General features: G+C 40.2%; 33 protein-coding genes. All 33 read right to left on the bottom strand.

Features of this window, described 5'->3' with window-relative positions; genetic code table 11:
• Window positions 1–5: 5 nt before the first annotated feature.
• Window positions 6–1,160, bottom strand: a complete 1,155-nt coding sequence (dxr, locus tag AFK25_RS05830) for a 1-deoxy-D-xylulose-5-phosphate reductoisomerase (RefSeq protein WP_081957717.1) — start codon at window positions 1,158–1,160, stop codon at window positions 6–8.
• 6 nt (window positions 1,161–1,166) lie between these two features.
• Window positions 1,167–1,934: a phosphatidate cytidylyltransferase gene (locus AFK25_RS05825; RefSeq protein ID WP_009732920.1), complete on the bottom strand. Its 768-nt coding sequence runs from the start codon at window positions 1,932–1,934 to the stop codon at window positions 1,167–1,169.
• 6 nt (window positions 1,935–1,940) lie between these two features.
• Window positions 1,941–2,705: an undecaprenyl pyrophosphate synthase gene (locus AFK25_RS05820; RefSeq protein ID WP_035065826.1), complete on the bottom strand. Its 765-nt coding sequence runs from the start codon at window positions 2,703–2,705 to the stop codon at window positions 1,941–1,943.
• 94 nt (window positions 2,706–2,799) lie between these two features.
• Window positions 2,800–3,351 carry a ribosome recycling factor gene (gene frr / locus AFK25_RS05815; protein WP_009732918.1) on the bottom strand — a complete coding sequence of 184 codons (552 nt, stop codon included), beginning with the start codon at window positions 3,349–3,351 and terminating at the stop codon, window positions 2,800–2,802.
• Between the two features lies 1 nt (window position 3,352).
• Window positions 3,353–4,075, bottom strand: a complete 723-nt coding sequence (pyrH, locus tag AFK25_RS05810) for a UMP kinase (protein WP_009732917.1) — start codon at window positions 4,073–4,075, stop codon at window positions 3,353–3,355.
• A gap of 62 nt (window positions 4,076–4,137) precedes the next feature.
• Window positions 4,138–5,019 (bottom strand): translation elongation factor Ts, encoded by an 882-nt coding sequence (gene tsf / locus AFK25_RS05805; RefSeq protein ID WP_009732916.1) that lies wholly within the window; start codon window positions 5,017–5,019, stop codon window positions 4,138–4,140.
• Between the two features lie 131 nt (window positions 5,020–5,150).
• Window positions 5,151–5,858 carry a 30S ribosomal protein S2 gene (gene rpsB / locus AFK25_RS05800; protein ID WP_021094186.1) on the bottom strand — a complete coding sequence of 236 codons (708 nt, stop codon included), beginning with the start codon at window positions 5,856–5,858 and terminating at the stop codon, window positions 5,151–5,153.
• 139 nt (window positions 5,859–5,997) lie between these two features.
• Window positions 5,998–6,453: a hypothetical protein gene (locus AFK25_RS05795; RefSeq protein ID WP_019418441.1), complete on the bottom strand. Its 456-nt coding sequence runs from the start codon at window positions 6,451–6,453 to the stop codon at window positions 5,998–6,000.
• Between the two features lie 10 nt (window positions 6,454–6,463).
• Window positions 6,464–6,721 (bottom strand): hypothetical protein, encoded by a 258-nt coding sequence (locus AFK25_RS05790; RefSeq protein ID WP_035065836.1) that lies wholly within the window; start codon window positions 6,719–6,721, stop codon window positions 6,464–6,466.
• 33 nt (window positions 6,722–6,754) lie between these two features.
• Window positions 6,755–7,495 (bottom strand): FliA/WhiG family RNA polymerase sigma factor, encoded by a 741-nt coding sequence (locus tag AFK25_RS05785; protein ID WP_035065839.1) that lies wholly within the window; start codon window positions 7,493–7,495, stop codon window positions 6,755–6,757.
• Between the two features lie 28 nt (window positions 7,496–7,523).
• Window positions 7,524–7,838: a hypothetical protein gene (locus AFK25_RS05780; RefSeq protein WP_035065842.1), complete on the bottom strand. Its 315-nt coding sequence runs from the start codon at window positions 7,836–7,838 to the stop codon at window positions 7,524–7,526.
• Window positions 7,838–8,338 (bottom strand): chemotaxis protein CheD, encoded by a 501-nt coding sequence (locus tag AFK25_RS05775; protein WP_035066040.1) that lies wholly within the window; start codon window positions 8,336–8,338, stop codon window positions 7,838–7,840. The genes AFK25_RS05780 and AFK25_RS05775 overlap by 1 nt, the downstream gene beginning before the upstream one ends.
• On the bottom strand, window positions 8,331–8,966 hold the full coding sequence (locus AFK25_RS05770; RefSeq protein WP_019418437.1) for a chemotaxis protein CheC: 636 nt from the start codon (window positions 8,964–8,966) through the stop codon (window positions 8,331–8,333). Before AFK25_RS05770 ends, AFK25_RS05775 begins: the two co-directional genes overlap by 8 nt.
• Before the next feature lie 7 nt (window positions 8,967–8,973).
• Window positions 8,974–9,405: a chemotaxis protein CheW gene (locus AFK25_RS05765; protein WP_019418436.1), complete on the bottom strand. Its 432-nt coding sequence runs from the start codon at window positions 9,403–9,405 to the stop codon at window positions 8,974–8,976.
• A 44-nt stretch (window positions 9,406–9,449) separates the two neighbouring features.
• Window positions 9,450–11,444, bottom strand: coding sequence for a chemotaxis protein CheA (locus AFK25_RS05760; RefSeq protein ID WP_035065856.1), 1,995 nt, complete (start codon window positions 11,442–11,444; stop codon window positions 9,450–9,452).
• Window positions 11,445–11,458: 14 nt separating this feature from the next.
• Window positions 11,459–12,529: a protein-glutamate methylesterase/protein-glutamine glutaminase gene (locus AFK25_RS05755; protein WP_019418434.1), complete on the bottom strand. Its 1,071-nt coding sequence runs from the start codon at window positions 12,527–12,529 to the stop codon at window positions 11,459–11,461.
• 12 nt (window positions 12,530–12,541) lie between these two features.
• Complete coding sequence (locus AFK25_RS05750; protein ID WP_019418433.1) at window positions 12,542–13,411, bottom strand: MinD/ParA family protein; 870 nt, start codon at window positions 13,409–13,411, stop codon at window positions 12,542–12,544.
• Window positions 13,408–14,514, bottom strand: coding sequence for a flagellar biosynthesis protein FlhF (locus tag AFK25_RS05745; RefSeq protein WP_019418432.1), 1,107 nt, complete (start codon window positions 14,512–14,514; stop codon window positions 13,408–13,410). Before AFK25_RS05745 ends, AFK25_RS05750 begins: the two co-directional genes overlap by 4 nt.
• Window positions 14,511–16,547, bottom strand: a complete 2,037-nt coding sequence (gene flhA / locus AFK25_RS05740) for a flagellar biosynthesis protein FlhA (RefSeq protein ID WP_019418431.1) — start codon at window positions 16,545–16,547, stop codon at window positions 14,511–14,513. Before flhA ends, AFK25_RS05745 begins: the two co-directional genes overlap by 4 nt.
• Before the next feature lie 30 nt (window positions 16,548–16,577).
• The gene (gene flhB / locus AFK25_RS05735; RefSeq protein WP_019418430.1) at window positions 16,578–17,660 is read right to left on the bottom strand and encodes a flagellar biosynthesis protein FlhB; all 1,083 of its coding nucleotides are present in this window, start codon (window positions 17,658–17,660) and stop codon (window positions 16,578–16,580) included.
• A gap of 1 nt (window position 17,661) precedes the next feature.
• On the bottom strand, window positions 17,662–18,441 hold the full coding sequence (fliR, locus tag AFK25_RS05730) for a flagellar biosynthetic protein FliR (RefSeq protein ID WP_019418429.1): 780 nt from the start codon (window positions 18,439–18,441) through the stop codon (window positions 17,662–17,664).
• Complete coding sequence (gene fliQ / locus AFK25_RS05725; protein WP_026011817.1) at window positions 18,438–18,707, bottom strand: flagellar biosynthesis protein FliQ; 270 nt, start codon at window positions 18,705–18,707, stop codon at window positions 18,438–18,440. The genes fliR and fliQ overlap by 4 nt, the downstream gene beginning before the upstream one ends.
• A gap of 14 nt (window positions 18,708–18,721) precedes the next feature.
• A complete protein-coding gene (gene fliP / locus AFK25_RS05720) occupies window positions 18,722–19,387 on the bottom strand; it encodes a flagellar type III secretion system pore protein FliP (RefSeq protein ID WP_019418427.1) in 666 nt (221 codons plus the stop codon).
• Complete coding sequence (fliZ, locus tag AFK25_RS05715) at window positions 19,380–20,006, bottom strand: flagella biosynthesis regulatory protein FliZ (protein WP_019418426.1); 627 nt, start codon at window positions 20,004–20,006, stop codon at window positions 19,380–19,382. The genes fliP and fliZ overlap by 8 nt, the downstream gene beginning before the upstream one ends.
• A gap of 12 nt (window positions 20,007–20,018) precedes the next feature.
• Window positions 20,019–20,378 carry a chemotaxis protein CheY gene (locus tag AFK25_RS05710; protein WP_019418425.1) on the bottom strand — a complete coding sequence of 120 codons (360 nt, stop codon included), beginning with the start codon at window positions 20,376–20,378 and terminating at the stop codon, window positions 20,019–20,021.
• A gap of 17 nt (window positions 20,379–20,395) precedes the next feature.
• Window positions 20,396–21,547, bottom strand: a complete 1,152-nt coding sequence (gene fliY / locus AFK25_RS05705; RefSeq protein WP_019418424.1) for a flagellar motor switch phosphatase FliY — start codon at window positions 21,545–21,547, stop codon at window positions 20,396–20,398.
• Window positions 21,537–22,535 (bottom strand): flagellar motor switch protein FliM, encoded by a 999-nt coding sequence (fliM, locus tag AFK25_RS05700; RefSeq protein ID WP_026011816.1) that lies wholly within the window; start codon window positions 22,533–22,535, stop codon window positions 21,537–21,539. Before fliM ends, fliY begins: the two co-directional genes overlap by 11 nt.
• Window positions 22,536–22,567: 32 nt before the next feature.
• Window positions 22,568–23,014 carry a flagellar basal body-associated protein FliL gene (gene fliL, locus AFK25_RS05695; RefSeq protein WP_019418422.1) on the bottom strand — a complete coding sequence of 149 codons (447 nt, stop codon included), beginning with the start codon at window positions 23,012–23,014 and terminating at the stop codon, window positions 22,568–22,570.
• Complete coding sequence (locus tag AFK25_RS05690) at window positions 22,983–23,210, bottom strand: flagellar FlbD family protein (protein WP_019418421.1); 228 nt, start codon at window positions 23,208–23,210, stop codon at window positions 22,983–22,985. The genes fliL and AFK25_RS05690 overlap by 32 nt, the downstream gene beginning before the upstream one ends.
• Window positions 23,211–23,251: 41 nt before the next feature.
• A complete protein-coding gene (gene flgG, locus AFK25_RS05685; protein ID WP_019418420.1) occupies window positions 23,252–24,064 on the bottom strand; it encodes a flagellar basal body rod protein FlgG in 813 nt (270 codons plus the stop codon).
• A gap of 260 nt (window positions 24,065–24,324) precedes the next feature.
• Complete coding sequence (locus tag AFK25_RS05680) at window positions 24,325–24,792, bottom strand: FlgD family protein (protein ID WP_019418419.1); 468 nt, start codon at window positions 24,790–24,792, stop codon at window positions 24,325–24,327.
• A gap of 12 nt (window positions 24,793–24,804) precedes the next feature.
• A complete protein-coding gene (locus tag AFK25_RS05675; RefSeq protein WP_035065861.1) occupies window positions 24,805–25,995 on the bottom strand; it encodes a flagellar hook-length control protein FliK in 1,191 nt (396 codons plus the stop codon).
• A 19-nt stretch (window positions 25,996–26,014) separates the two neighbouring features.
• Window positions 26,015–26,617, bottom strand: a complete 603-nt coding sequence (locus tag AFK25_RS05670) for a MotE family protein (protein ID WP_019418417.1) — start codon at window positions 26,615–26,617, stop codon at window positions 26,015–26,017.
• Window positions 26,618–26,622: the final 5 nt, after the last annotated feature.

The raw sequence follows: 26,622 nt of genomic DNA, 5'->3' as shown, positions 1-26,622 counted from the left end.
ACCTTTTACATGTGTAGTGATTTTACATATTGTCTCGTTTCACGATCGACCGCACGAATCGTCTCGAGATCTGGATGGGCAATCGGCACGTGCCGCTCCATCGCTTGTTCAATGCATTGTTCAATCGCTAAAAACGATATTTGCCCAGTTAAAAAGGCTGCCACCGCTTCTTCATTTGCTGCATTTAATACGGTCGGCATCGTTCCACCTATGTTTCCTGCCTCATAAGCAAATTGTAAACAACGGAACCGGTTCATGTCCACTTTTTGAAAATGCAACGTAGCTACTTGAGCCAAGTTCAGTCGTTCAATATGTAGCGGAAAACGATCAGGATACGTTAGCGCATATTGAATCGGTACGCGCATATCTGGCGTTCCGAGCTGGGCAATGATGCTTCCATCATGAAATTGCACCATAGAATGAATGATGCTTTCTTTATGTAAAAGTACGTCAATTTGTTCGTACGGTAGATGGAACAACCAATGTGCTTCGATCACTTCAAGCCCTTTATTCATCATCGTTGCGGAGTCGATCGTAATTTTTGCTCCCATCGACCAATTCGGATGTTTTAGCGCTTCTTCCACCGTGACATGTTCTAGCTGCTCGCGCGTACGATCACGAAAACTACCGCCGGATGCCGTCAAAATAATACATTCGATATTTTTTTGTTGCTCTCCTTGTAAACATTGAAAAATAGCGGAATGTTCACTATCCACAGGCAAAATCGGCACACCGTGATCGGCCGCATGCTTCATAACAAGATGGCCTGCGGTAACTAACGTTTCTTTATTCGCCAACGCAATGGTTTTTTTCGCCTCAATCGCTTTCAACGTCGGCACTAATCCAACGCTTCCTACTACCGCATTGACGACAATGTCGGCTTCTTGCATTGTCGCTACTTCAATGAGCCCATCTTCACCTGAAACGATGCGCACTCGTCCAATATATTCGCTTTGTAACGTGTCAGCATCTTCTTTTTGCGCAACACATACAACTTTCGGTGAAAATTGTTCAATAATGATCCGTGCCTGTTCGATATTTCGCCCAGCTGAAAAAGCAACGAGACGGAACGCATCGCGATGAGCACGAATGACGTCTAATGTTTGCTTCCCGATCGAGCCCGTTGCTCCTAATAAACTAATTGCTCGCAAATTGTCCACTCCTTTTTAAGCAATAAGGTAAAACAAATGTAAAATCGGTAAAATAAATAGCAGACTGTCAAAGCGATCTAAAATGCCTCCATGCCCCGGCAAAATAGCGCCTGAATCTTTTACTCCATAATGACGTTTGAACGCGGATTCCACTAAGTCACCGAGCTGGCCGAAAACGGATAAAATAACTGTTGCCATGAGCAGCATCGGAAAAGATGGAGCAAATGGTGATAGCCACTCATAAACACTGACGACAAGAAGCGCACATAAAATGCCTCCAACAGCCCCTTCAACTGTTTTATTCGGGCTAATATGCTCCCATAATTTTCGTTTTCCGAACGCTCGACCAATAAAGTACGCTCCGCTATCCGTTGCCCAAATTAAAAAGAGCGCATAAAAAATGTATGACAATCCTGCTTCACGCACTTGAAAAAACGAATAAAATCCAACGCCTACGTAAAGTAAAGAAGCAATCATAAATCCTACATCATCAAACGTAAACGCATTTTTCGATATGACCGTATAAATGAGCAACAAAAAGAGCCCGATGATGAGCATCCATATGTTTATCATATGTTCATATGGATATAAAAAGAGCCATAATACAAGAAAACTAACGATGCTCGGAAACGAAAAAAGCGACATTTTTTTCATGCGAATAAGTTCAAATAAACCAACCGTAGCGAGTATATACGTTAAGACTAAAAATGGCCATCGGCCGTATATGACGATCGGTAAAAAGACTGAAGCTGCAATAATTGCCGTCACAATTCTTTGTTTCATATGAAATTATACGCCTCCAAATCGGCGGCTACGTTGTTGAAATTCATGTACCGCCTGTAAAAAATGTTGTTCTGTGAAGTCTGGCCATAATACATCCGTAAACCAAAATTCTGTATATGCTAATTGCCAAAGCATAAAGTTACTTAAACGAATTTCTCCGCTTGTGCGAATAAGCAAATCAGGATCAGGTAAATCATTTGTCATTAAATAGGAATGAAACAGCTGTTCATCGACATCGTTTGCTTCAATCGTTCCGTTTTGTACATCGTCAACAAGTTTTTGAACGGCATGTACAATTTCGGCACGGCTTCCGTAGTTTAAGGCGAAGTTTAAAATTAAACCGGTATTTTGTTTCGTCTCTTCGATCGCCTGATCGACTGCACGTAACGTATGTAAAGGTAGTTGATCTTTATGTCCCATGACGCGCACTTGCACATTTTCTGCGATTAACTCAGGCAAGAACGTCGTTAAAAACTGTTCAGGAAGCTGCATTAAATAATCGACTTCTGTTTTCGGCCGTTTCCAATTTTCTGTTGAAAACGCATATAATGTTAACACTTTCACACCGAGTTCGTTGGCAAAGCGCGTAATTTTCCGAACCGTTTGCATGCCTTCATAATGCCCAGCCATCCGTGGCAATGCCCGCTTTTTCGCCCATCGTCCGTTTCCGTCCATAATGATCGCCACATGCGCAGGAATCGGTCCTTGTGAAACGGTTTCTTTTGAATATGCTTCTTCTTTGTTTTTCCATCTTTTCATCTTTTCAAACATAAGCGCATGTCCTCCAGCTTCGATCGATCGTAAATTAGGCTGTGCGCCCTATTTTGTAATTATAACAAAAAACCCTCTATAAACATAGAGGGACTTATACTTCCATTACTTCTTTCTCTTTTTCTTTCGTGATCGCATCGATTTTTGCGATATGATCGTCTGTTAGCTTTTGAATATCTTCTGTGTAACCGCGCAATTCATCTTCAGTAATTTCGCCATTTTTCTCTAGCTTTTTCAACTCGTCGTTTGCATCGCGACGAATGTTGCGCACAGCAACTTTTGCTTCTTCCGCATATTTTTTCACAAGCTTAACGAGTTCACGACGACGCTCTTCAGTAAGCGGCGGAATGGCGATACGAATCACTGAACCGTCGTTTGAAGGCGTTAAACCTAAATCTGATGCTAAAATCGCCTTTTCGATTTCTTTCAATACAGACTTGTCATATGGTTGAATGACAAGAAGGCGCGCTTCTGGCACTTGAATGCCCGCTAATTGAATAATTGGCGTTGGCATGCCGTAATAATCGACTGTAATTTTTTCTAATAATGCAGGGTTCGCACGACCTGCACGAATCGTTGCAAGTTCACGTGAAAAAGCTTGAACGGCTTTATCCATCTTTTCTTTTGCGTTTGTTAATACTTGCATGTTATTTCCCCCTTACGATTGTTCCGATATTTTCGCCTAATACAGCACGTTTAATATTTCCTTCTTCCATAATGGAGAAAACAATGAGCGGAATATCGTTATCCATACATAACGACGAAGCTGTGGAATCCATCACACCTAATCCTTGTTTAATGACATCTAAATAAGATAGTTCATCATATTTGACTGCATTTTTGTCCACTTTTGGATCGGCGCTATATACACCGTCTACATTGTTTTTCGCCATTAAAATGACGTCCGCTTCAATTTCTGCTGCACGAAGCGCGGCTGTCGTATCTGTTGAAAAGTATGGGTTTCCTGTTCCTGCCGCAAAAATGACGACACGTTTTTTCTCTAAGTGACGAATGGCTCTTCTGCGAATGTACGGCTCAGCTACTTGGCGCATTTCAATCGACGTTTGCACACGCGTTTGTACACCGAGCTGCTCTAAGCTATCTTGCAGCGCGAGCGAGTTCATCACCGTTGCTAACATTCCCATGTAATCAGCTGTGGCGCGATCCATTCCCATTTCGCTACCAATTTTTCCACGCCAAATGTTTCCGCCTCCAACGACAACCGCTACTTCAACTCCTAGTTCAGCTACTTCTTTTACTTGTTGAGCGATCGATTTAATGACAGACGGATTAATTCCAAATCCTTGATCTCCAGCTAACGCTTCACCGCTTAATTTTAAAACGACACGTTTATATTTTGGGCTTTCCATTGCAAACCTCCATACCGTTCTTTAAAAATAGGGAACACATATGTGTTCCCTATTTGTCTTCATTACTTACGAACTTGGCTCATAACTTCTTCAGCGAAGTTATCTTGACGTTTTTCAATACCTTCGCCTACTTCGTAACGGATGAAGCTTTTCACAGTCGCGCCATTAGACTCTACAAATTGACGCACTTTCACATCTGGGTTTTTCACGAAACTTTGCTCAAGTAAGCAAATGTCTTCAAAGAATTTACCTAAACGGCCTTCAACCATTTTTTCAACGATGTTTTCAGGTTTTCCTTCATTTAATGCTTGTTGTTTTAATACTTCGCGCTCACGAGCGATTTCATCTGCAGATACTTCATCGCGAGACACGTATTTTGGATTAATTGCAGCAATGTGCATCGCTACATCTTTTGCAATGTCACTATTTGTTGTACCTTCTAATACAGTTAATACGCCGATGCGGCCGCCCATGTGTAAATATGCACCGAATACAGCGTTGTCTCCTTTTTCAACAACCGCAAAGCGACGTAACGTAATTTTTTCACCAATTTTAGCGATCGCTGCATTGATATGTTCTTCTACTGTCGCACCGTTATCCATTTTTTGTTGTAATGCTTCTTCGACTGTTGCAGGTTTATGCTTTAATAAATGGTCAGCTAATTCTTTTACTAATGTTTTAAATCCTTCGTTTTTCGCAACGAAGTCTGTTTCAGAGTTTACTTCTAAAATCACTGCTGTATTTCCATCTACTTCGATTAACGTTGTTCCTTCCGCTGCGATACGATCCGCTTTTTTCGCTGCTTTCGCCATTCCTTTTTCACGAAGCCAGTCGATCGCTTTTTCCATATCACCGTTTGTTTCTGTTAATGCCTTTTTGCAGTCCATCATTCCTGCGCCTGTTTTTTCGCGCAATTCTTTTACCATTTGAGCAGTAATTGCCATATGAAACATCCTCCTTTTTTATGTGCAAAATCGTATGTACACAAACCAAAACGGTTTGTATGCTTAGTATGCCCGATTTTTCTTAAAAAAAGGTGATAAAAGGCTTCCCCCTCTTATCACCTTTCACATGTTTACTCAGCTGTGACAACGGCTTCTTCGCCTTGTTTTGCTTCTAAAATCGCATCCGCAATTTTAGCTGTAAGAAGTTTCACAGCGCGAATCGCATCGTCGTTCGCAGGAATGACGTAGTCGATTTCGTCTGGATCGCAGTTTGTATCCACGATTCCGATGATCGGAATGTTTAATTTACGAGCTTCTGCAACGGCAATGCGCTCTTTGCGTGGGTCGATAACAAATAACGCATCTGGCAATTCTTTCATTTCTTTAATACCGCCTAAAAACTTTTCAAGACGCTCTAATTCTTTCTTTAGTTTTACCACTTCTTTTTTAGGCAATACATCGAATGTGCCGTCTTCAGCCATTCTTTCGATCTCTTTTAAACGTTTAATACGTTTTTGGATCGTTGCGAAGTTTGTTAACGTTCCACCTAACCAACGTTGGTTAACATAGAACATGCCAGAACGTTCTGCTTCTTCTTTCACAGAATCTTGCGCTTGTTTTTTCGTACCAACGAATAAAATTTTACCGCCGTTTGCCGCAAGTTCTTTGACGAAGTTGTACGCTTCTTCTACTTTTTTCACTGTTTTTTGCAAGTCAATGATGTAAATTCCATTGCGCTCAGTGAAAATGTATTTTTTCATTTTTGGGTTCCAACGACGTGTTTGATGCCCGAAGTGAACCCCTGCTTCAAGCAACTGTTTCATTGAAATAACAGACATCTTTCATCCTCCTAGATGGTTTTTTTCCTCCGCTCACGTCATTTTTAAGCAAGACTGCAAAGCAGCACCGTTGCTTAAATCGATGAGCGTGTGTATTCACACCAAATAGAACTATATCATAATTAAAAAGCACATTCAACTACTTTTGGTGAAATTTAAGCAAAAGCTCTATTTCTGTCTTCCCCCGCTTTAGCACCTTCGCGATTTCATCTATTGTTTTTCCTTGTTGTTGAAGCTTTAACGCTTCTGAAATGAGCGACTCAAGGGCGAGCTCTTCCTGCGGCGTCGTTGACGATAGCTCTATTCGGTCAACAACGTCTTCAACTGGAAGTCGCACTTGTTCGTCTCGAAGCAAAGGGGGGGATTCTTTTTTCTTTTGACGAACGGTCGATGATGTCATTTGTTTAACAAATCGTTCGTTTTCCTCTTTAAACTGCATTAAATATGTCGTCATCATCGTTTCCATTTCGCGAATCAGCTCCGCTTGCTCTCTTTCCGTCTCTTTAATTTTTGCCCATTTTAACGATAAAAGAATAATGAGAAACAGCGAAACACCATGCAAAACGAAGCTGATCAACCATAAAAACGTCGTCATATGATCCCTCTTATCCGATAAAATCAATGTGTGTTCCTTTGTAAGGATGTTTACTTTTTTCTTTTTTCTCAGAATCTTTTTTCCATTTCGTGCGTTCGCTTTGTTCCGCTTTCGTCACTTGTTGCCGAATGCGCTCATCTTGTTTTTTCATTTCTGTTGCAAGCTGTTGCTGAGCAAGCTGTCCGTACTGTTGCAAATGTTCTTGCCATTTTCCGAGTTCATGCGTTTTCGGCAACGCCACTTGTAACTCGACTAATTTTAAACTCATGTTCTCACTTCCTTCAAAAGTGATGGAGAACTGTCATATCGCTTGCTCAATCAGTTTGCGCATTTTAAACAAAGCTTTTGCATGAATTTGGGAAATTCGTGACGTAGACAGTCCCATAATATGCCCGATTTCTGTAAACGTCAATTCCTCTTTATAAAACAAACTAATGACTAGCTGTTCTTTTTCATTTAGCTGTTGAATGATATTCGCTAGTTGCGCAATTTGTTCTTCACGCAACATATGTTCTTCTGGTGACGGAGATCGGTCATCACGAATCGTAAACGTTGGTTGGTCATCTTCATCGTCAAACGGCCGCTCATCGAGTGATAAAACATGGGCGAAAAACTGTTCGCTCATGACCGCATACACTTCATCTTCTGAAATGTTTAATGCTTCCGCCACTTCTTTGGCGCTAACGTCACGCATATATGTTTGTTGCAACTGCTCGATTGTCGTTTCAATTTTTTTTGCTTTCTCTCGCACGCTGCGTGGGAGCCAATCTTCTTTGCGCAATCCGTCTAAAATCGCGCCACGAATGCGAAAGGAAGCATACGTATCAAATTTTAAATCACGTGAAGGATCGAACTTTTCTAGCGCATCATATAAGCCAAGTAGCGCTAAACTTTTTAAATCTTCTCTTTTCACGCTTTTCGGAAGGGATGAAGCAATACGTTGCACATGATAATCGACAAGTGGCATATATTTTTCAATCAGTTGATCGCAAGCCTCGCGATCGCGAGCATCAATCCACTTTTGCCAGCATTGCTCAATCATATCATCCCCCCTAAATGTTAACGTTCAGTTACTTTTCTTCCTGATTCAACAGTTGTCGAATATACTCTGCGACTTTGTGTTGCTCTTCTTCGTTTAAATTTTCAACCATCTGTTCCACTTCGATTTCATCCGATGATGTAAACGACATGTTTTGTGTTGATACATCTTTTTGGATAAAAGCCATCATCCAACGAATGATAAATGCAAAAACAAAGAAAATAACAAATGCGATCAGCGCACGTATGATCGATGTCGATACACTATTTTGCAATAATGAAGAAAAAAAAGCGACGATACAGCCAAATAAGGCAAAAATTACATTAAATTTCCATGTTCTAACCATTACATTTCCCGTACCCCTTGATTTACTGTGCGAATGAGCAATATGCCTGTTTTCGGATGAAATTCTATCGTCCGTCCACTATTCCCTCCGACGTCTTCAGCAACGATTGGGATGCGAAAACGTTGAAGCTGCTCACGAACAGCTTCGACGTTGCGCGGTCCGATGCGCATCATATCTGTCGTACCTGTACGAAATTGAAACATTTGCGCACCGCCAGCCATTTTTGCTTTCAAATGACCATTCCTTCCCCCTAAACTAATGACCTGTCGTATTAACTCTTCAATCGCAGTGTCGGCATATTTCGCTATATTCATGTTTTCGGATTTTGCTAACGATGAATCAGGTAGCATTACATGCGCCATCCCTGCCACTTCTTTTGCTAAATCGTACACAACGACACCGACGCAAGAGCCAAGTCCACACGTACGAATGACATGTGGTGCCTTTACTACATTCATGTCAGCAATTCCTACTTTGACGACTTGAACAATTTCACTCACCATTGTCCACACCTAAAGCCCGAAAAATAATGTGAAATGATTCAGGGTCAGGAAGTAGGAAAAAGTGGCCATTTACACGATCATCAGGCTGATGTTCTTCATGAATGGCTGTATCAACGACAATGACATGATCACCGACGCGCGACATTTCAATTAAACCATAGCTTAAAATCGCACCGATCATATCAATGCTGAGCGCCGGAACAGATGGATATAAATTCAAATGGGTGAAATCTGATAAAGACGATAAATACGAACCGGCTAAAATGTTGCCTAGCTCTTGCAACGCAGATAGCGACAATTCCGAACAATGTTGTTCTAGTTTAAACTGCTCATCGCCAATCATTTGTTGAATAAATCGTTCCGCTTGTTCAATAGATAATACGAAAAACATATTGCCCGGTGCATCTCCTTCAATGCGCAAGAAAACAGCGGCGACGACATTTTCAGCTCCTCCAACAATATCCATCATTTCATCAAATGAAATGATGCGCACATCTGGAATCGTCATTTCAATTTTTTTGTTTAACAGCTTTGATAACGCTGTTGCTGCGTGCCCTGCACCAATATTCCCAATCTCCTTTAGTATGTCCATATGGACGGCATCCATCCGTTCGAAATATGACATGGACAATTTATCCTTTCTCTGTTTTTAATACTTTTTCTAAGTTTAATAAAATGAATAGGCGATTTCCAATTTTTATAACACCATTAATATATTCGGCTGTTGTTGTATCCACTATCTCTGGTGGAGGTTCAATCGCTTCTGTTGAAATATCAATGACATCGTTTGCCGCATCAACAATTAAACCAACTTCCATATCATCGAGTGCAACGATAATGACGCGTGTATGATCAGAAAACTCAGCTTCCTCTAAACCGAAACGCATGCGCAAGTCTATAATCGGTGTCACAACACCGCGTAAATTGATGACACCTTTTACATATTTCGGAACACGAGGAACACGCGTAATATGTTGAATTTTTTCAATTGAGCGCACTTGTTGAACTGGAATGGCATATTCTTCGTCTTTTAATTGAAACACAATCACTTTCAGCTCAGCCACATTATATTCCCCCTCTCGCTTGTCCCTACTTAACTCGCTTGTTCCTACTTAATTAGAGCATTGCAGTCAATAATGAGTGCCACTTGTCCGTCACCTAAAATCGTGGCTCCAGAAATCGCAAACACGGACGTTAAGTAGTTGCCAAGCGATTTTAACACCACTTCTTGTTGACCAATAAACGAATCAACGACAAGTCCTGCTATTTTTTCACCTTTCCGCACCATGACAACCGATAAGAAATCGTCTTCTTCCTTGATGACTGGCACTTCAAAAATATCTTTTAAGAATAAGAGTGGAACAACTTTACCACGGAAATCAATAACTTTTTGGTTATGAGCATGTAAAATATCTTCTTTCTTCACAATAGCCGTTTCGATAATAGATGATAATGGAATCGCGTATTTTTCATTTTGAATTTCAACTAACATGACAGAAATAATAGATAGAGTAAGCGGTAGTTGGATCGAAAAGACGGAGCCGACTCCTTCCTCTGAATCAATCGATACCGAACCACCAAGCGATTCGATCGTACTTTTGACAACATCTAACCCGACGCCACGTCCAGAAATATCAGATACTTTATCTGCTGTCGAAAAGCCTGAAGCAAAAATAAGCTCATATACTTGCTTATCCGTTAAATTCGCCGCATTTTGTTCGGAGATAATGCCTTTACTAATCGCCTTTTTCAACACTTTTTCACGGCTAATGCCTGCACCGTCATCTTCAATTTCAATAAATACATGGTTGCCGCTATGATACGCTTTTAACTTGACTGTCCCTTCTTCCGGCTTTCCTTTCGCACGGCGTACATCTGGCGTTTCAATACCATGGTCAATCGCATTGCGTAATAAGTGAACGAGTGGATCACCGATTTCATCAATCACTGTACGGTCAAGCTCCGTTTCTGCTCCGATAATTTCAAGGTTAATTTTCTTTCCTAAATCGCGAGCTAATTGGCGAACCATGCGCGGGAAGCGGTTAAATACCGTTTCAACAGGCACCATGCGCATATTTAAAATGATATTTTGCAAATCTCCTGAAATGCGTGACATGCGTTCAACCGTTTCATGTAATTCTGGGTTGTTTAACTCACGCGAAATTTGTTCTAATCGACCGCGATCAATGACGAGCTCTTCGAACAAATTCATTAATATATCAAGCCGCTCAATATTTACGCGAATCGTTTTATTGCTCACTTGCTTTCCATTTTGCTTTTCTTCTTGGACTTCTTGTTTTTTCTCGACTGTTTGTTCAACCGTTTTTGTCTCTTGTTTTTGCTCTATCGTTTTTTCCATTGCAACAGATCTATGCAAGTCAACAGGTTGAATAATTACTTTTTCTACCTCGGATACTTTCATAATGCGCTTTTGTAACTCGTCTTGCGATACTTTTGTCACAACCGTCACGACGAATTGATCGTCAAATTGTTCTGCTTCAAGCATTTCTACCGAAGGAACAGATTTGATCACTTCACCGATTTGTTCAATGACTTCAAAAATCATAAATACACGAGCTGCCTTTAATAAGCAGTCAGAACGCAATTTTACGTTCACTTCATAGCTATGAAATCCTTGCTCAACTGACTGTTTTAAAATAGTGTATTCAAATTCATCGTATGTTTGCTCTTGGATCGGGGCGCTTTTTTGTAGTGTAACAACCTCCCCTTTTTCGATTTGTTTTAACTGCGCAACAACTTCTGTAACGTCACGCTTCCCATCTCCACCTTCTGCAATGGAAACAACCATCGCTTCTAAATCGTCAACGGCACGGAAAATGACATCAAGCAACTCAGTTGTCACAGGAATTTTTCCGTTGCGAATCGCATCGAGTACATTTTCCATTTGGTGAGTTAAATTGGCTAAGTCCTCAAACCCCATTGTCGCTGACATTCCTTTTAACGTATGGGCAGAACGAAAAATTTCATTGACGATCGACACGTTATTTGGATTTTTTTCAAGCTCTAACAATTGTTCGTTAATCGTTTGCAAATGCTCTCTGCTTTCATCAATAAATACTTCGAGGTATTGACTCATGTCCATTGTACCTATCCCCCTCAAACTTGTACGTGCTTCATTACCACTTCAGCAATATCATCAACATGAACAATCTCATCAACGACATTGGCAGCAATCGCAGATTTTGGCATACCGAATACAACTGAAGATTCAGCAGATTCTGCAATAACAAACGTTTTGCCGGACATTTTCAACTGTTTTAATCCTGCTGTGCCGTCTGAACCCATTCCCGTCATCACGATCGCAATTTTTTCGTAATCTGTTAGAGCACTTAACGACTCAAACATGACGTCAACAGAAGGCCGATGTCCGTTGCGCGGTGCTGCTTCATCGAGATGAATGGCAAGCGATGTGCCGACACGTTTGACATATAAATGTTTTCCACCTGGTGCGATATATGCTGTTCCTTTTTGAATGATTTCACCGTCTTCCGCTTCTTTCACTCGAATATCGCATAACGAATCGAGGCGGTTCGCTAACGATTTTGTAAATCCTTTTGGCATATGTTGTACAACTAAAATAGGTGCATCAATCATCGCTGGAAATTTCGTTAACACGTGCTGAAGCGCACGCGGACCACCCGTCGATGTGCCGATCGCGATGATTTTTTTCTTCCCGCTCACGTTTTGTCGTTCGCTTACCTCTATTTTACTATATTGCTTTTGTGGCAACATAGACATTTTTTTCTTTATCTTTACCGTTCGCAAATTTGCTTCGCTCGCTAAAAGCACTTTTTCGATTATTTTATCTTTAATTTTATGTAAATCTAGCGAGATGGCACCTGATGGTTTAGCAATAAAATCAACGGCACCGTATTGCAACGCTAAAATTGTATTTTCCGCTCCTTCTTTCGTCGTGCTTGAAATCATAACAACAGGAAGCGGTCGTTTCTGCATAATATGCTTTAGCGTTTCAAGCCCGTTCATGACAGGCATCTCAACATCTAAAGTAACAACATCCGGTTGTAATTGCTCAATTTTTTGGAGCGCTTCTTGTCCGTCACGTGCGGTCCCGACAACGTGCAAGCGCGGATGTTCTGACAAAAAGTCGCTAATTAATTTTCGCATGAAAGCAGAGTCATCAACGACAAGCACTTTCGCTTTATTCACGGCGATGATAACCTACCTTTCTAAAAAGTATTGACGGAGCTTGACAAAAAAGTGAAACGGACGTTTCCCCTTCTCCTCATGCTCTTCATCTGCTAAATAGCGATCTGTCATTTGTACGAGCGCCTTGCTTGCCTTAGCACTCGGATCAAACAAAAGAAAAGGTGTTTGGCGAATAACGGCTGTGCTTACTGTCCGATCTTCTGGCACATATCCTAAGGCATGTAGCTCTTTTCCTAAAAAACGTTTCACTACTTGTTTTAAACGTTGTAACGTTTCCATGCCTTCTTTGTCCGAACGAACACGATTCACTAACACATAAATCGGAAGTTGTGGGCTCGCTAAATGAATGTATTTCATCGTCGCGTATGCATCAGTTAAAGCTGTTGGTTCAGGCGTCGTCACGATGAAAATATCATCAACTGCCTTTAACAGTTGAAGACGATCTTCAGACATCCCGGCTCCCATATCAAAAATGATGTAATCATATTGTTCAGAAACGAATTGCAATTGTTCAATAAAATATTCCACTTGCTGTTTGTCCATATGAAAAATTTCTGTGAATCCTGTTCCCCCTGGAATAAACGCCAACTCATTCGGTCCTGTCTTTATAATATCATGAATAGTCACGTTTGGACGAAAAATATCGATAATCGTATATGATGACGTTTGTCCAAGTAAAATGTCAATATTCCCCATTCCAATATCCATATCAAACAACAATACATGTTTACCTCGTTGACGTAGCGCTAATGAAAAGTTTAGCGAAACGTTCGACTTTCCAACGCCACCTTTTCCACTTAACACAGCAATCGCTTTCGTTTCTGAACCGTGTTGCATTTTTTTCACACGTAAACGTAAGCTTTCCGCTTGATCTCTCATCATTGTTGCTCGACCCCAGTAATCATATTTGCCACAAGTTGTGGAGTAGCTTCAACGATATCGTCAGGCACGTTTTGCCCGTTCGTCATATACGCTGTACCGATACCGCATTGAACCATCATATTTAACATCGCCCCATGCCGACTCGTTTCGTCCATTTTCGTGAAAATAAATTTATGAATCGGAATGAGCGAAAACTGCGTATAAATTTCTTTCATATCTCTCCATTTCGCTGTTAACGATAATACGAGAAATGTTTCCATTTCTTCATTAAAATCGATCATTTCTTTTAAATCATTCACATATTGGACGTTGCGAAAATTTCTTCCGGCCGTATCAATAAAAACAATATCGTACGATGTAAGCTTCTCTTTTGCTTGGCGAAAATCTTCAAGATTGTAACATACTTCAATTGGTACATTTAAAATTTTTGCATATGTTTTTAGCTGATCAATCGCCGCAATGCGATACGTATCCGTCGTAATAAACGCCACTTTTTTTCTATGTTTAATGACGCAATCGGCTGCCATTTTCGCCAGTGTCGTCGTTTTCCCAACCCCCGTTGGTCCAACAACGTTAACGAATTTTTTTTGGAAAGAAATACCACCGAACGAGAAAGGGGATAATGTGTTTACAATTTCCTCATAAAACCATTTCTTTACTTCGTCATGCGATCCGTTCGCCCCTGATGTATACCATCGTTGTAACAAAGTAGACATGAGTATCGCTCGCACATCATCGCTTATTTCTTGGTCAATTAAATGAGCATCTATTGCTTTTAACGGAGCAGGGTAATGCTCAACACCCCCTCCTTGTGACAACTGACGGATCGTCGCTTTTAACTCATGAATTTCTTTTAATAGCTGTTCATCACGCAATGGTTCTGTGCGCTCTTTCCGTTTTTCTTTCATTTTTTGAACAGGCGGAGTGGTTGGCTTCGGATCAATGGCAGCAATCACTTCAATATTTTTTCGGGAAAATAGACCGAGAAAGCCTTTTTTTTGTACGACTTTCGAGTTTAAAATAACGGCATCATTTCCAAGTTCCGCGCGAATCATTTTCATCGCTTCTGGCATAGACGAAGCAACAAACTTTTTTACTTTCATTCCACATTCACCACCCCAACACTTTGAACTTCCACATTTGCTTCAAGTTCATTATACGACAAGACCGGAACATGACGGAAATATCGTTCGGTTAATTGTCTAACATACATGCGCACAGCCGGAGAGCACAGTAAAATTGGCGATTGATCTTGAAACGGAAATTGTTCAATTTGCATGGCTATTGCTTCAATAATCGCTTGTGAAACAACAGGATCAAGCGCTAAATAATTACCATGTTCCGTTTGTTGCACACCTTCAGCAAGCATTTTTTCAACTTTTCCTGATAATGTAATGACACGCAATGGCTGCCCTTCGATAACATATTGGCTTGTAATTTGACGTGCGAGCGCTTGACGAACATATTCTGTTAAAAGATCCGGATCTGTTGTCATTCGTCCAAAATCAGCAAGCGTCTCAAAAATAACCGGCAAATTGCGGATGGATACTTTTTCACGCAATAAGTTCGCAAGCACTTTTTGAATATCGCCGACTGATAACGGATTTGGCGTCACCTCTTCAACTAAAATTGGATACGATTCTTTGACATGATCGATTAACTGCTTCGTTTCTTGACGACCGAGCAACTCATGCGCATGTGCTTTTAACAGTTCGGTGATGTGCGTCGATACGACAGATGGTGGATCAACGACTGTATATCCAAACATTTCGGCTCGCTCTTTCATTTCTTCAGAAATCCATTTTGCTGGCAAACCGAATGCCGGTTCAATCGTATCGATTCCTTCAATGGAATCATCATCAACGCCAGGGCTCATCGCTAAATAATGATCAAGCAACAACTCGCCACGCGCGACTTCATTTCCTTTAATTTTTAGTCGATATTCATTCGGCTGCAGTTGAATGTTATCACGAATGCGAACAACAGGAATGACGATGCCGAGCTCTAAAGCAAGTTGGCGACGAATCATCACGATGCGATCTAATAAATCTCCGCCTTGATTGGCGTCAGCGAGTGGAATAAGTCCGTACCCAAACTCAAATTCAATCGGATCGACACTTAATAAACTAACAACACTTTCTGGACTTTTCATTTGGTCCACTTCAATTTCTTCTTCTGTCTCTTCTGTTGTTATTTCTGACACATGAGCTTGTTTTGTTAATTGATATGCCCCGAAGGCAAGCAAAGAAGCAACCGGAATCGTTAACAAATCATTAATTGGCGTAAACAAACCGAGTAAAAAAATGGTCCCCGCTGTGACATATAACATTTTCGGATACGCAAACAGCTGTCGCATAATGTCGGCACCTAAATTATCATCAGAAGCCGCACGAGTAACGACAATACCAGTGGCCGTTGAAATTAATAACGCCGGAATTTGGCTAACAATTCCGTCCCCAACGGTTAATAGCGTATATCTTCTTGCCGCTTCCCCAATGTCCATCCCTTGTTGCACCATGCCGATGACGATTCCAAATAACATGTTAATTAATACAATAATAATTCCCGCGATCGCGTCACCTTTCACGAACTTACTCGCTCCATCCATGGCACCGTAAAAATCTGCTTCTTGCGCAATTTTTTCACGTCGTTCTCTCGCTTGTTGTTCAGAAATGATGCCGGCATTTAAATCAGCGTCAATGCTCATTTGTTTTCCCGGCATCGCATCGAGCGTAAAGCGTGCCGCAACTTCTGATACGCGCTCTGCTCCTTTTGTAATGACGACAAATTGAATAATAATTAAAATTAAAAAGACAACAAAGCCAACAACAACGTTTCCGCCTATAACGAACGTTCCAAACGTTTCAACTACTCCTCCTGCTTCTCCTCTGCTCAAAATCGAGCGAGTCGTTGAAACGTTCAAACCAAGGCGAAATAATGTGAGCAAAAGGAGAAGCGAAGGGAAGATCGAAAATTGGAGCGGTTCGCGCATATTCATTGATGTTAAGAGAACGAGCAACGCAAGAGAAATATTCATAATAATGAGGACACTAAGCAACCATGATGGTAGGGGAATGATGAGCATCGCTACAATGAGTACAACCATAAGTAATACAGATAAGTCCCTTGCCGACATAAACGTTCTCTCCTGTTCACATACATAAAATTAAAGTTTATTTTTCGTTTTATAAACGTACGCTAAAATTTCTGCTACCGCTTTGAAAAAAGCTTCCGGAATGATCATGCCGATATCTGTTTGACCGTATAGTGCGCGCGCAAGCGGACGATTTTCAACAATCATCACATCATTTTTTTTAGCAATATCTTTTATTTTTTGCGCCATATAGTCCGCCCCTTTGGCAACAACGATCGGAGCATCCGCTTGTTGTTCATCATACTTTAACGCAACAGCAAAATGCGTTGGGTTTGTAATGACAACATCCGCTTTCGGCACTTCTTGCATCATGCGACGCATCGCCATTTCCCGCTGTCTTTGCTTAATGCGCGATTTAATGAGCGGGTCTCCTTCTGTCTTTTTATATTCATCTTTAATATCTTGCTTTGACATACGAATATTTTTTTCAAAATCGTACCGTTGATACAAATAATCGAACATCGAAAGAAATAGTAGAGCAACAGAAGCAACGAGTCCCATTTGAATCGTTAAACGTCCAAGCGTGATCGCGCTAGCACCAATCGATTTATGGGATAGCGATAAAATATCACCCATGTGCAACCATAAAACTGAAAAGGTCACAACGCCAACAAACAGCACTTTTAAAATCGACTTTAACAATTCTACAAGTGAGCGGAGCGAAAAGATGCGCTTTAACCCTTGAATCGGATCGAGTTTACTTAGTTTCATTTGCAGCGGTTCCGTCGTAAATAAAAAGCCAACTTGCACAAAATTTGCAAATAGCGCTGCGGCAATCGCGGCCAAAAAAATAGGTCCAACGAGCATCGCAAGCTGGCGAAGAAGGTCAACGAAAATAAGCTGCACAGAATCAATCGTTACATCCATGAAAAAATAATGTTGGAAAGATTGACGAAACATTCGTACAATCACATCTCCCCACATCCCTGAAGAAAACGAGAGAGTAAGAAAAACGACGAGCATTAAAAAAGCTGCAGTCGCATCAGCACTTTTCGCTACTTGTCCTTTTTTTCGCACTTCTTGCCGTTTTCTCGGCGTTGCTTTTTCTGTTTTTTCTCCAGCAAAAAACTGTAAATCAACGGACAACCAACTCACGCTACGCGCCCCCCAACAGCTTCATCATGCCGCGCATCGACGTAAAAGTGAATTCAAACAATTGTTTTGTCACGACAAACATGCTTGAAAATACAATGACAAACAAAACAAAACTAACGATGATTTTTACGGGTAATCCAATAACAAAAATGTTCATTTGCGGAACTGTGCGCGCGACAATACCAAGCGCTACATCCACTAAAAATAAACAGCCGACAATAGGAATAGCCATTTGTAACGCAATGACAAACATCGCTTGAAATAAACGAACGACTTGTTCTGCGATTTGTCCATTTCCGAAAGAAATCAGGCGCTCGAGTGGAATGAACTGATAACTATAAAAAATACCGTCTAACAACAAATGATGTCCATTGACGGAGAGTAAAAAAAACAAAACAATCGTATATAAATATTGTCCCATTAATGGGCTTTGTGCTCCTGTTTGCGGATCGATGACGTTTGCAATTGCAAATCCCATTTGAAAATCAATGAATCCACCTGCAATTTGAATCGCTGACATAACAATAAACGCAACAAGCCCAATCAACAGCCCGACAAGCACTTCTTTTATTAGCAATATCATATACGTTCCGTCAATATCAATTGGTTTTGGATCAAGTGAAAAAAACATGATCCAACTAATGAAAAAGGCAAAACCGATTTTATGAACGTTTGGCACGTTTCGATAAGAGAAGAGTGGCATTGTCGCAAAAAACGAAGCGACGCGCGCAAAAATAAGCAAAAACGTTGGTACATACGTATATAACTCCATACTCTTCATCCTACAAATTTACTTAAGTTACTAAAAATATTGTATGCATACGAAATCATGCGCGAAAGCATCCACGGTCCAAAAAAAACGAGACCGATGAGAACGGCAACAATTTTTGGAACAAACGCTAGCGTCTGTTCTTGAATTTGCGTTGTTGCTTGCAAAATGCTGACAAACAATCCGACCGCAAGCGCAAGTAACATGAGCGGACCACATATGATGAGCACCATATACACGCCGCGTTCTGCAACTTGAATGACAAAATCGGGACTCATTTTTCCCACCTACTTTAAAAGCTTTCTAATAATGATTTCACAACTAAATACCAACCGTCTACAAGAACAAATAATAAAATTTTAAACGGCAACGAAATCATGACTGGCGGCAACATCATCATCCCCATCGACATTAATACGCTTGCAACAATCATATCAATCACTAAAAACGGGATGAATAACATAAAGCCGATTTGAAAAGCCGTTTTTAATTCGCTAATCGCAAAAGCAGGGACAAGTGCTGACATTGGAATATCTTGCATTGTTTTTGGCTGTTCAGCCCCTGCATAGCTTAAAAATAAAGCTAAATCTTTTTGGCGCGTATGTTTACTCATAAACTCTTTTAATGGTGCTTCGGCTCGCTCGTATGCCTGCTCTAAGTTAATTTTTTCATCAAATAACGGTTGTAATGCGTCCTGATTAATTTGTTGAAATGTCGGTGCCATAATAAAAAATGTTAAAAATAGCGATAGCCCGATGATCACTTGGTTTGGCGGCATTTGTTGCGTGCCGAGCGCTGTTCTGACAAACGATAAGACGATGACGATGCGCGTAAACGACGTCACCATAATTAAAATGCCTGGCGCAATCGACAACACGGTTAACAACAATAACAACTTCACAGATGTCGCTACATTTTCAGGGGCGCTATTGTTAAAAAATTGCATCACTTCATTCATCTGGATCCCTTTCTTTTTCTAGCGCTCTCATCGCTTTTTTTCGCTCTTCAGCCAACCGTTGTAACTCGCGATCCATCAACTGACGAAAACGAGGTTCGCTCGCTTTCCGCTGCCAAAACGATTGCAGCGATTTCCATACGCTCGTATCAAGCAATGAATCAAGCCGCGCTTCATGTTGCTTAAGCAATTCTTCAATTTCTTGTTCGTCCGTAATTTCTTTCAATAAGTGAATCGATTCCCCTATACCGACAACAAACACACGTCGACCAATTTTCACAATTTGAATCGTTCGATTTGTTCCTAAACTTGTCCCACCTAAATGTTGAATGAGTCCTTTTCGCTCATAAAATCGGTTTTGTTTATTCAACCATTTTAAAAGCGCATATAACAAAAACACAACAAAAACAGTTGCAGCGATCAGTTTCGCAAAATCCCAAAACGTAATTGGATCTGGCTGAACAACCGTTTCCGCTTTGCTTGCCTCATTCATTTGTTGTTCTTTACACCTTTCTGGATGCTCTACACATTCTTTGACGCTATTCGTTTGTTCTGCAAAAGCAGGGGAAACTGCCTGCAGAACAACGAACGCGCACAACATCATGATGCGAATATAGCGCAATGAATCCCACCTCTAACCGAGTGTTTTATTAATTGCTTCAATGACGCGATCTGCTTGGAACGGTTTGACAATGAAATCTTTTGCTCCCGCTTGAATCGCATCAATGACCATTGCTTGTTGTCCCATTGCTGAACACATGACCACCTTAGCATTACTATCAATTTTTCTAATCTCTTTAAGTGCTGTAATCCCGTCCATCTCTGGCATTGTAATATCCATTGTCACTAGATCCGGACGAAGTTCTTTATATTTTTCGACAGCTTGCATACCATCTGCTGCTTCTGCCACCACTTCGTGCCCATTTTTCGTTAAAATATCTTTAATCATCATTCTCATAAATGCAGCATCATCAACAATTAAAATTCTTGCCATTTTTTAGTTCCTCCCTTTCACCGCAATTTATTTAATCGATCACTTTGGCTAATAATACTTGTGACACGTACCCCAAAGTTTTCATCAATAACAACGACTTCACCTTTGGCAATTAATTTATTGTTTACTAAAATGTCAACCGGTTCTCCAGCAAGCTTATCAAGTTCAATAATAGAACCTGAAGATAGAGCTAAAATGTCCCGCACAGACCGCTTCGTTCTTCCTAATTCAACTGTCACCTGAAGCGGAATATCTAATAACATATCTAAATTGCGTGCTTCTGTTTCTGATAGAGATGTTGGTTCAAAACTTGCAAAAGCAACAGGTTGGACGTTTATCGGCTGTTGCATCACCCCAGTAGTGTCATGTTGCGAAGCTTCTTTTTGCACTTGTTGCGTTGTCACACTTGTTGTTTTCGACGATACATGCTGCGCTTCTTGCCGTTGCTCATTCGTATTTATTTTATCTGATGTTGGGGTACTTGTACTAGATCGATTTAATAAATTTTCGACTAATTCTTTTGCAAAATGAATCGGTAATAATTGCATAATGCTTGAATCAATTAATTCTCCTACTTTTAAACGGAAGGATACTTTCACAAGCATATCATCCGATGGCAAATACTCTAATCCTTCTCCTTCAGATAAGTCGAGAAGATGTATGCTCGGTGGAGAAATATCAACTTTTTTACTGAAAATCGTCGACATTGATGTCGCAGCTGACCCCATCATTTGATTCATTGCTTCCTGCACAGCACTAAGTTGAATATCATCCATGAATGCTGGTGGGTTTGTTCCGTCTCCCCCCATCATTAAGTCCGCAATAATGGCTGCATCAGATTGCTCTATGACAAGCAAATTTGTTCCTAAAAAACCTTCCGTGTAACTGACTTGAATAGCGACGTATGGATGTGGGAACTCTTCTGCAACACGCGCACGTTCAATCAAAGATACACTCGGAGTCGTAATTTCCACCTTTTGATTTAACAACATAGATAACGCCGTTGCGGAACTACCGAATGAAATATTTCCAATTTCACCAAGAGCATCTTGTTCTATTGGTGTCAACACATCATTAATGGAAATTGTGCTAGACGGCAGCGGCTCTTCATCTATTCCCCCCAACAACGCATCAATCTCATCTTGAGATAACATATCGTCACTCATCATCGCCGTCTTCCTCCTTTATGACGTCTAGAATTTGTATTGCTAATCTCTTCCTCACTTTTCCTGGTTGTCCAGTAAACTTTGGTACTTCTCCCACTTTTACTATTAAAGGATCTTTTGTCATTTGATCGAGTTGAATGACATCACCAACGGAAAGTTGTAGAAACTCTTGTACAGAAATCATTGATGTGCCCAACTCCACGACAACAGGTATTTCCGTCTTTTTTAGTCTTTGTTGCAATACTGCTACTTCTTCTGGCTCACGTTCTTTTTTTTGCGCTTGCATCCAATAATGAACTGAAAGCTTTGGAATAATTGGTTCTAAAACAACGTGTGGAATACAAATATTAATCATCCCACTAACATCCCCAATTTGTGTATTTAAAGAAATGACAACGACTGTTTCGTTTGGCGATACCATTTGCAAAAATTGTGGATTGACTTCGAAATCTTTTAGAATTGGATCGATATCAGTGATTGATTCCCACGCTTCTCTTAAATTTACAAACGCTTTTTCAAACAAGCTTGTCATTATTTTCATTTCGATTTCTGTTAAATTTTCAATCTTATTTACACTTGTTCCATGTCCGCCTAATACACGATCCAACATAGCATAAGCGATATTAGGATTTACTTCTAATAAAATCCTTCCATCGAGCGGTGGTAACTCAAAAACAGTTAAAATCGTCATTTTGGGGATAGAACGAATAAATTCTTCATAAGGTAACTGATCAGCTGAAGCAACTGAAATATGCACATAAGTGCGCAATTGAGCGGAAAAAAAAGTCGTCAATAAACGAGCAAAGTTTTCGTGCATACGCGTTAAACTGCGAATTTGGTCTTTCGAAAATCGAAGAGCTCGTTTAAAATCATATACTTTCACCTTTTTCTCCATTTCTTCTTTTTTCAGCTCATCAGCACTCATCTCTCCGGTGGATAATGCCGCAAGCAAGGCATCTATCTCACTTTGTGATAGTACTTCTCCCGCCACAACTCTCACCTCCTATCGGTATTTTTATTTCATTATTGCAAAACAAAGGAGGTTATATAAATTCTCTCAACCTTTCCTTCTTGCATGAGCTTGTTAATTCTCTCTTGCAATTTTTTTTCTAAAAGTAGTTTCCCTTGTTTTCCTTTAAACTGTTCTGCCGTCATTTCTGACAATTCTTCAATAATGATATTTTTGATTTGAAAATCACGCTTTTCCGCTTCTTCTTTCGCCTTTTCGCTATCCGCTTGAATTTTAAAAGCGATTTTAATGAAACTGCCATCCATTAAATTCGTCATCATCTCCGGCACATCAAACGAGCTTGCAACAATTTCATCAACAGTTGGTTCTTTTGAATCTTCCCCCCCTGTAAAATTCATTACTATAACAAGTACAATAACGCTGACAAGCGTAATAACCCCCATAATTATGAGCATCGCTTTCAATAGTTTATTGTCCTTCAACGTCGAATCCCTCCACATCTCTCCTTAATCCAAGAACAGAAATGTCGCGATAAAATGTCTCTACTAACCGCTTAACATCTTCAACGGATTCCTTCACAACAAACTTTTTACCATTCGTTAACGTAATTGTCGTATCCGGGAATGCTTCAACTTGCTCTATGTAAATAGCGTTCAAAATAAAAGCTTTACCATTTAAATGTGTTAATTGAATCATTATGTATCAGGGGAAGCCCCCCTACCTCCTTTTATTTTTAATTACCGTTTTAAGTTAACAAGTTCTTGCAAAATCTCGTCTGATGTCGTAATAATACGCGTGTTTGCTTGGAATCCTCGTTGCGCAACGATCATTTCCGTGAATTCCTCCGCTAAGTCAACATTTGACATTTCTAACGTACCTGGGACTAGTATTCCTGCTCCGTTCAGTCCCGGAGAGGTATTAACCGCTGCACCAGAGTTTGTTGTTGGTCGATAAAGATTTTGCCCTACTTTCTCTAGTCCCTCATTGTTATTAAATTTTGCTAAACGTATTGTCCCAGCAGTCACCAAGTTCCCTGAAGCATCCACATAACTAACTGTTCCATCTGCACCGATACTCATGCTTTGGGCCGTAGATGGTATTCTTATTGATTGCCCAGCTGTATTTACTAAATAAAAACCATCCGCATTTACAATATCTCCATTTTGATCAAGATAAAAATTCCCCGCCCTCGTATATGCTAAATTTGTGGCAGCACCAGGTGGAGTTGCTACATTTCCAACAACGAAGAATCCATCTCCAGAAATCGCCAAATCAAGAACGCGGCCTGTTGTTTGCAAGCTACCTTGAGTATGCACTGTATCAATAGCTGATAATTGAGAACCTAGACCCACTTGTTTTGGATTAACTCCACCTTTCCCTCCTGACGCACCACTTGCTCCTGAAATTTGTTGGCTAACTAAGTCTTTAAAAATAGTACGTCCCTTTTTAAAACCATATGTGTTTACGTTGGCAATGTTATTTCCGATTACATCTAATTTTACTTGGAAATTTTTCATTCCTCCGATTCCAGAGTACATAGAACGTAGCATAAAACCTCTCCCTTTCTTAACGATTTTAAATAAAAGGCTTCAATTATTCTGCGCGCTTTTGAACCTCTGAAAAGATTCAGCCTTATATAATAGCATCATTATATATCGTTCTTGTAAAGCTGTTGGGCATACTTGCTTATTTTTAACCAAAAAAGCACATGTCGGAACGATTGATACCTTGTTAAAGCTACTGCACGTTGTTTTTCAGCAAGATAAGCAGAGTTTGTAAAAAATTGAATGCGATTCATTTCCTTGCTTACTTATTGCGACACTTTTGTGACGCGAGAGGCTAAAACGGTTTCCCCTTGTTCAAGCTCTAACCATACTTCCGTTCCTTTTTGAACGACAGCTTTCACAATTCCGCTTTGTTCATCCCATGTGACTGTTTTGCCAATCCATTCGCTATACTGAGCAAGAGATGGAGTTACTTGTTGTTGAATCAACTTTTGTAACGAATCTAACGTGGTCACAAGTTTTTCTGACGTATCTGTTTGTGTTTCGATAAATTTGCTCATCATATTTGACATATTTATCATTTGTTCAAGCGATGAAAAATTCGCCATTTGCGAAATAAACTCACGATCTTCTATTGGATTTAATGGATCTTGATGTTGCAATTGAGCAATTAAAATTTTCAAAAAATCATCTTTTCCTAATGAGCTTCTCCCTGTTTCACGTTGCTCAACTTGTCGCTTTGACAAAAGTAAACTCGAATCAATCGCTGTCATTCATATCACCTCTTACCTTTCCGATTGAAACAACTCTGTTATCCACTCATCAAAAGATTGATCTGGTTGCCTTTTCTCTTCTTTTTGCTTCTCTTGCTGTTTTTGCTGTTGCTGCTGTTGCTGGAATGAATGATCGCGAAACTTTGTTTGTTCAAATACGTTAAACTGTTCAACGGTAATACGATCTGTAGCTATTACATGAGAAAGTTGATGGATATGGCGTTCCACTAGTTGCTTGGCCATCTCTGTCGACGTAATAATTTTAGCAACTAAACCATTTTTTTGTTGAATAAGTTTAATGGTCATAAAACCTAAATGTTCAGGATGCAAGCGAACAAGCAACTGTTGTGCTCCGTTTCTCAACTGCGTGAACTTACTCATGCGCACTACCCGATCTAGTTGAGCTGCAAATGCGGTTTCATTTGTCGTATCAATCGTTTGCATTTCAAACGGAACAACTTTTTCCGTAACTTGTTGAGCGACCTGGAATGTATGCTCAGGCATATGAACAATCATTTGTTCACTTTTTGACAAGGGCATAACATTTTTTTGAACTGTATGCCACGTTTGTTGCTCTGGCAACAACGTCCCGGCAAAAGTCATCTGTCGTTTCACATCAGGTACCGTTTTCTCGTTACTGGCGAGTGATAAAGAAGCGCGCTCATTTTCCATTAACTTTTGCAACATCTCTTTGATCGTACAACTTTGTCCGATGTTCACTTTAAATGTGGTACTAAACAATGTACGCACGCTCTCCATCACTTGCTCCGGGATCGACCATCCCTTTTGCTCAAGCTGAAATAGCGCGATGAAAAGCATAAACTCATCCACTTCTTCATTTCGGCCTTCTTTTAGCGAAAAAATCTCTTCAAAAGCCTGAGAGGTCGAAAATTGTTCAACGATATATTCTTTCGCTTGTTCTGGCAAAAATGAAAGAAACGATTGAATAATTTCATGGGATAATGTTTGCCTATCTGCGTACCCATCGGAAATAGGAAGCTCACAAAGCCATTTTTGCAATTCTCCCCAATCAATTAACTCTGTGTTTTCTTGTTGCTCAAAATTATTTTGTGAAACGGGTTGTTTTAACTGTTGCAATGATGCAAGCACGCTGGCAAACACATTTTCAGCTCCCGTTGGAACTTCTCCTTGCTTGTCTTGTCCAACAAATGAAACTGTCGGAGAAACAGGCGTAATGTTCACATTTCCACCTCCTTTCAATTCAATTGTTTGCTTTTTTCGCAAGCAAGCTCGTATATTTTGCGGCATTTACCGCGTCCATTTTTTCTAAAATAGATGAAACTTTATCTGTTTTTAACTTTGACAATAAATTGACTGCTTCTTGATCCGACATTTGTGGAATAATTTCTGCTGCTTTTTTCGGAGACATCGTTTCATACATTTTTACAACATCAACGCGTGAACCGTTCGTTTGCTCTATCGACGACCTTGGATCTTGAACTTGTTCGTTTTCCGTTTGCAAACGAGCAATTTCTTGCTTCAATGCATCGATTTCTGATTCTTTTTCTTTAAGCACATCGTTCGCTTTTGTCAGCTGCTTCTCTTTTTCAACAATCGTTGCCTTTAGTTCAACGATTTGTTGTTGCAGCTTCTTTTTTTCGTTTGCTTCCGTTCCTTCAATCCATTGCGATACGAACGGCAATTGACTTGCATATTTTTTCCCTTGTTCAAATACGTTAATACCAGAGAATGTTAAAACGAGCAAAACAATTGAAAGTGTAAATAACAGTGGGATAAAACCGACAAAAAGAAACCATTGAAACTTACTTGTTTTTTTCATCTCTTCTTTTTCAAACTGTCCCATTGACG

Source organism: Anoxybacillus gonensis (assembly GCF_001187595.1).
Taxonomy (GTDB): domain Bacteria; phylum Bacillota; class Bacilli; order Bacillales; family Anoxybacillaceae; genus Anoxybacillus; species Anoxybacillus gonensis.
This window is presented reverse-complemented; position numbering and strand designations above follow the sequence as displayed.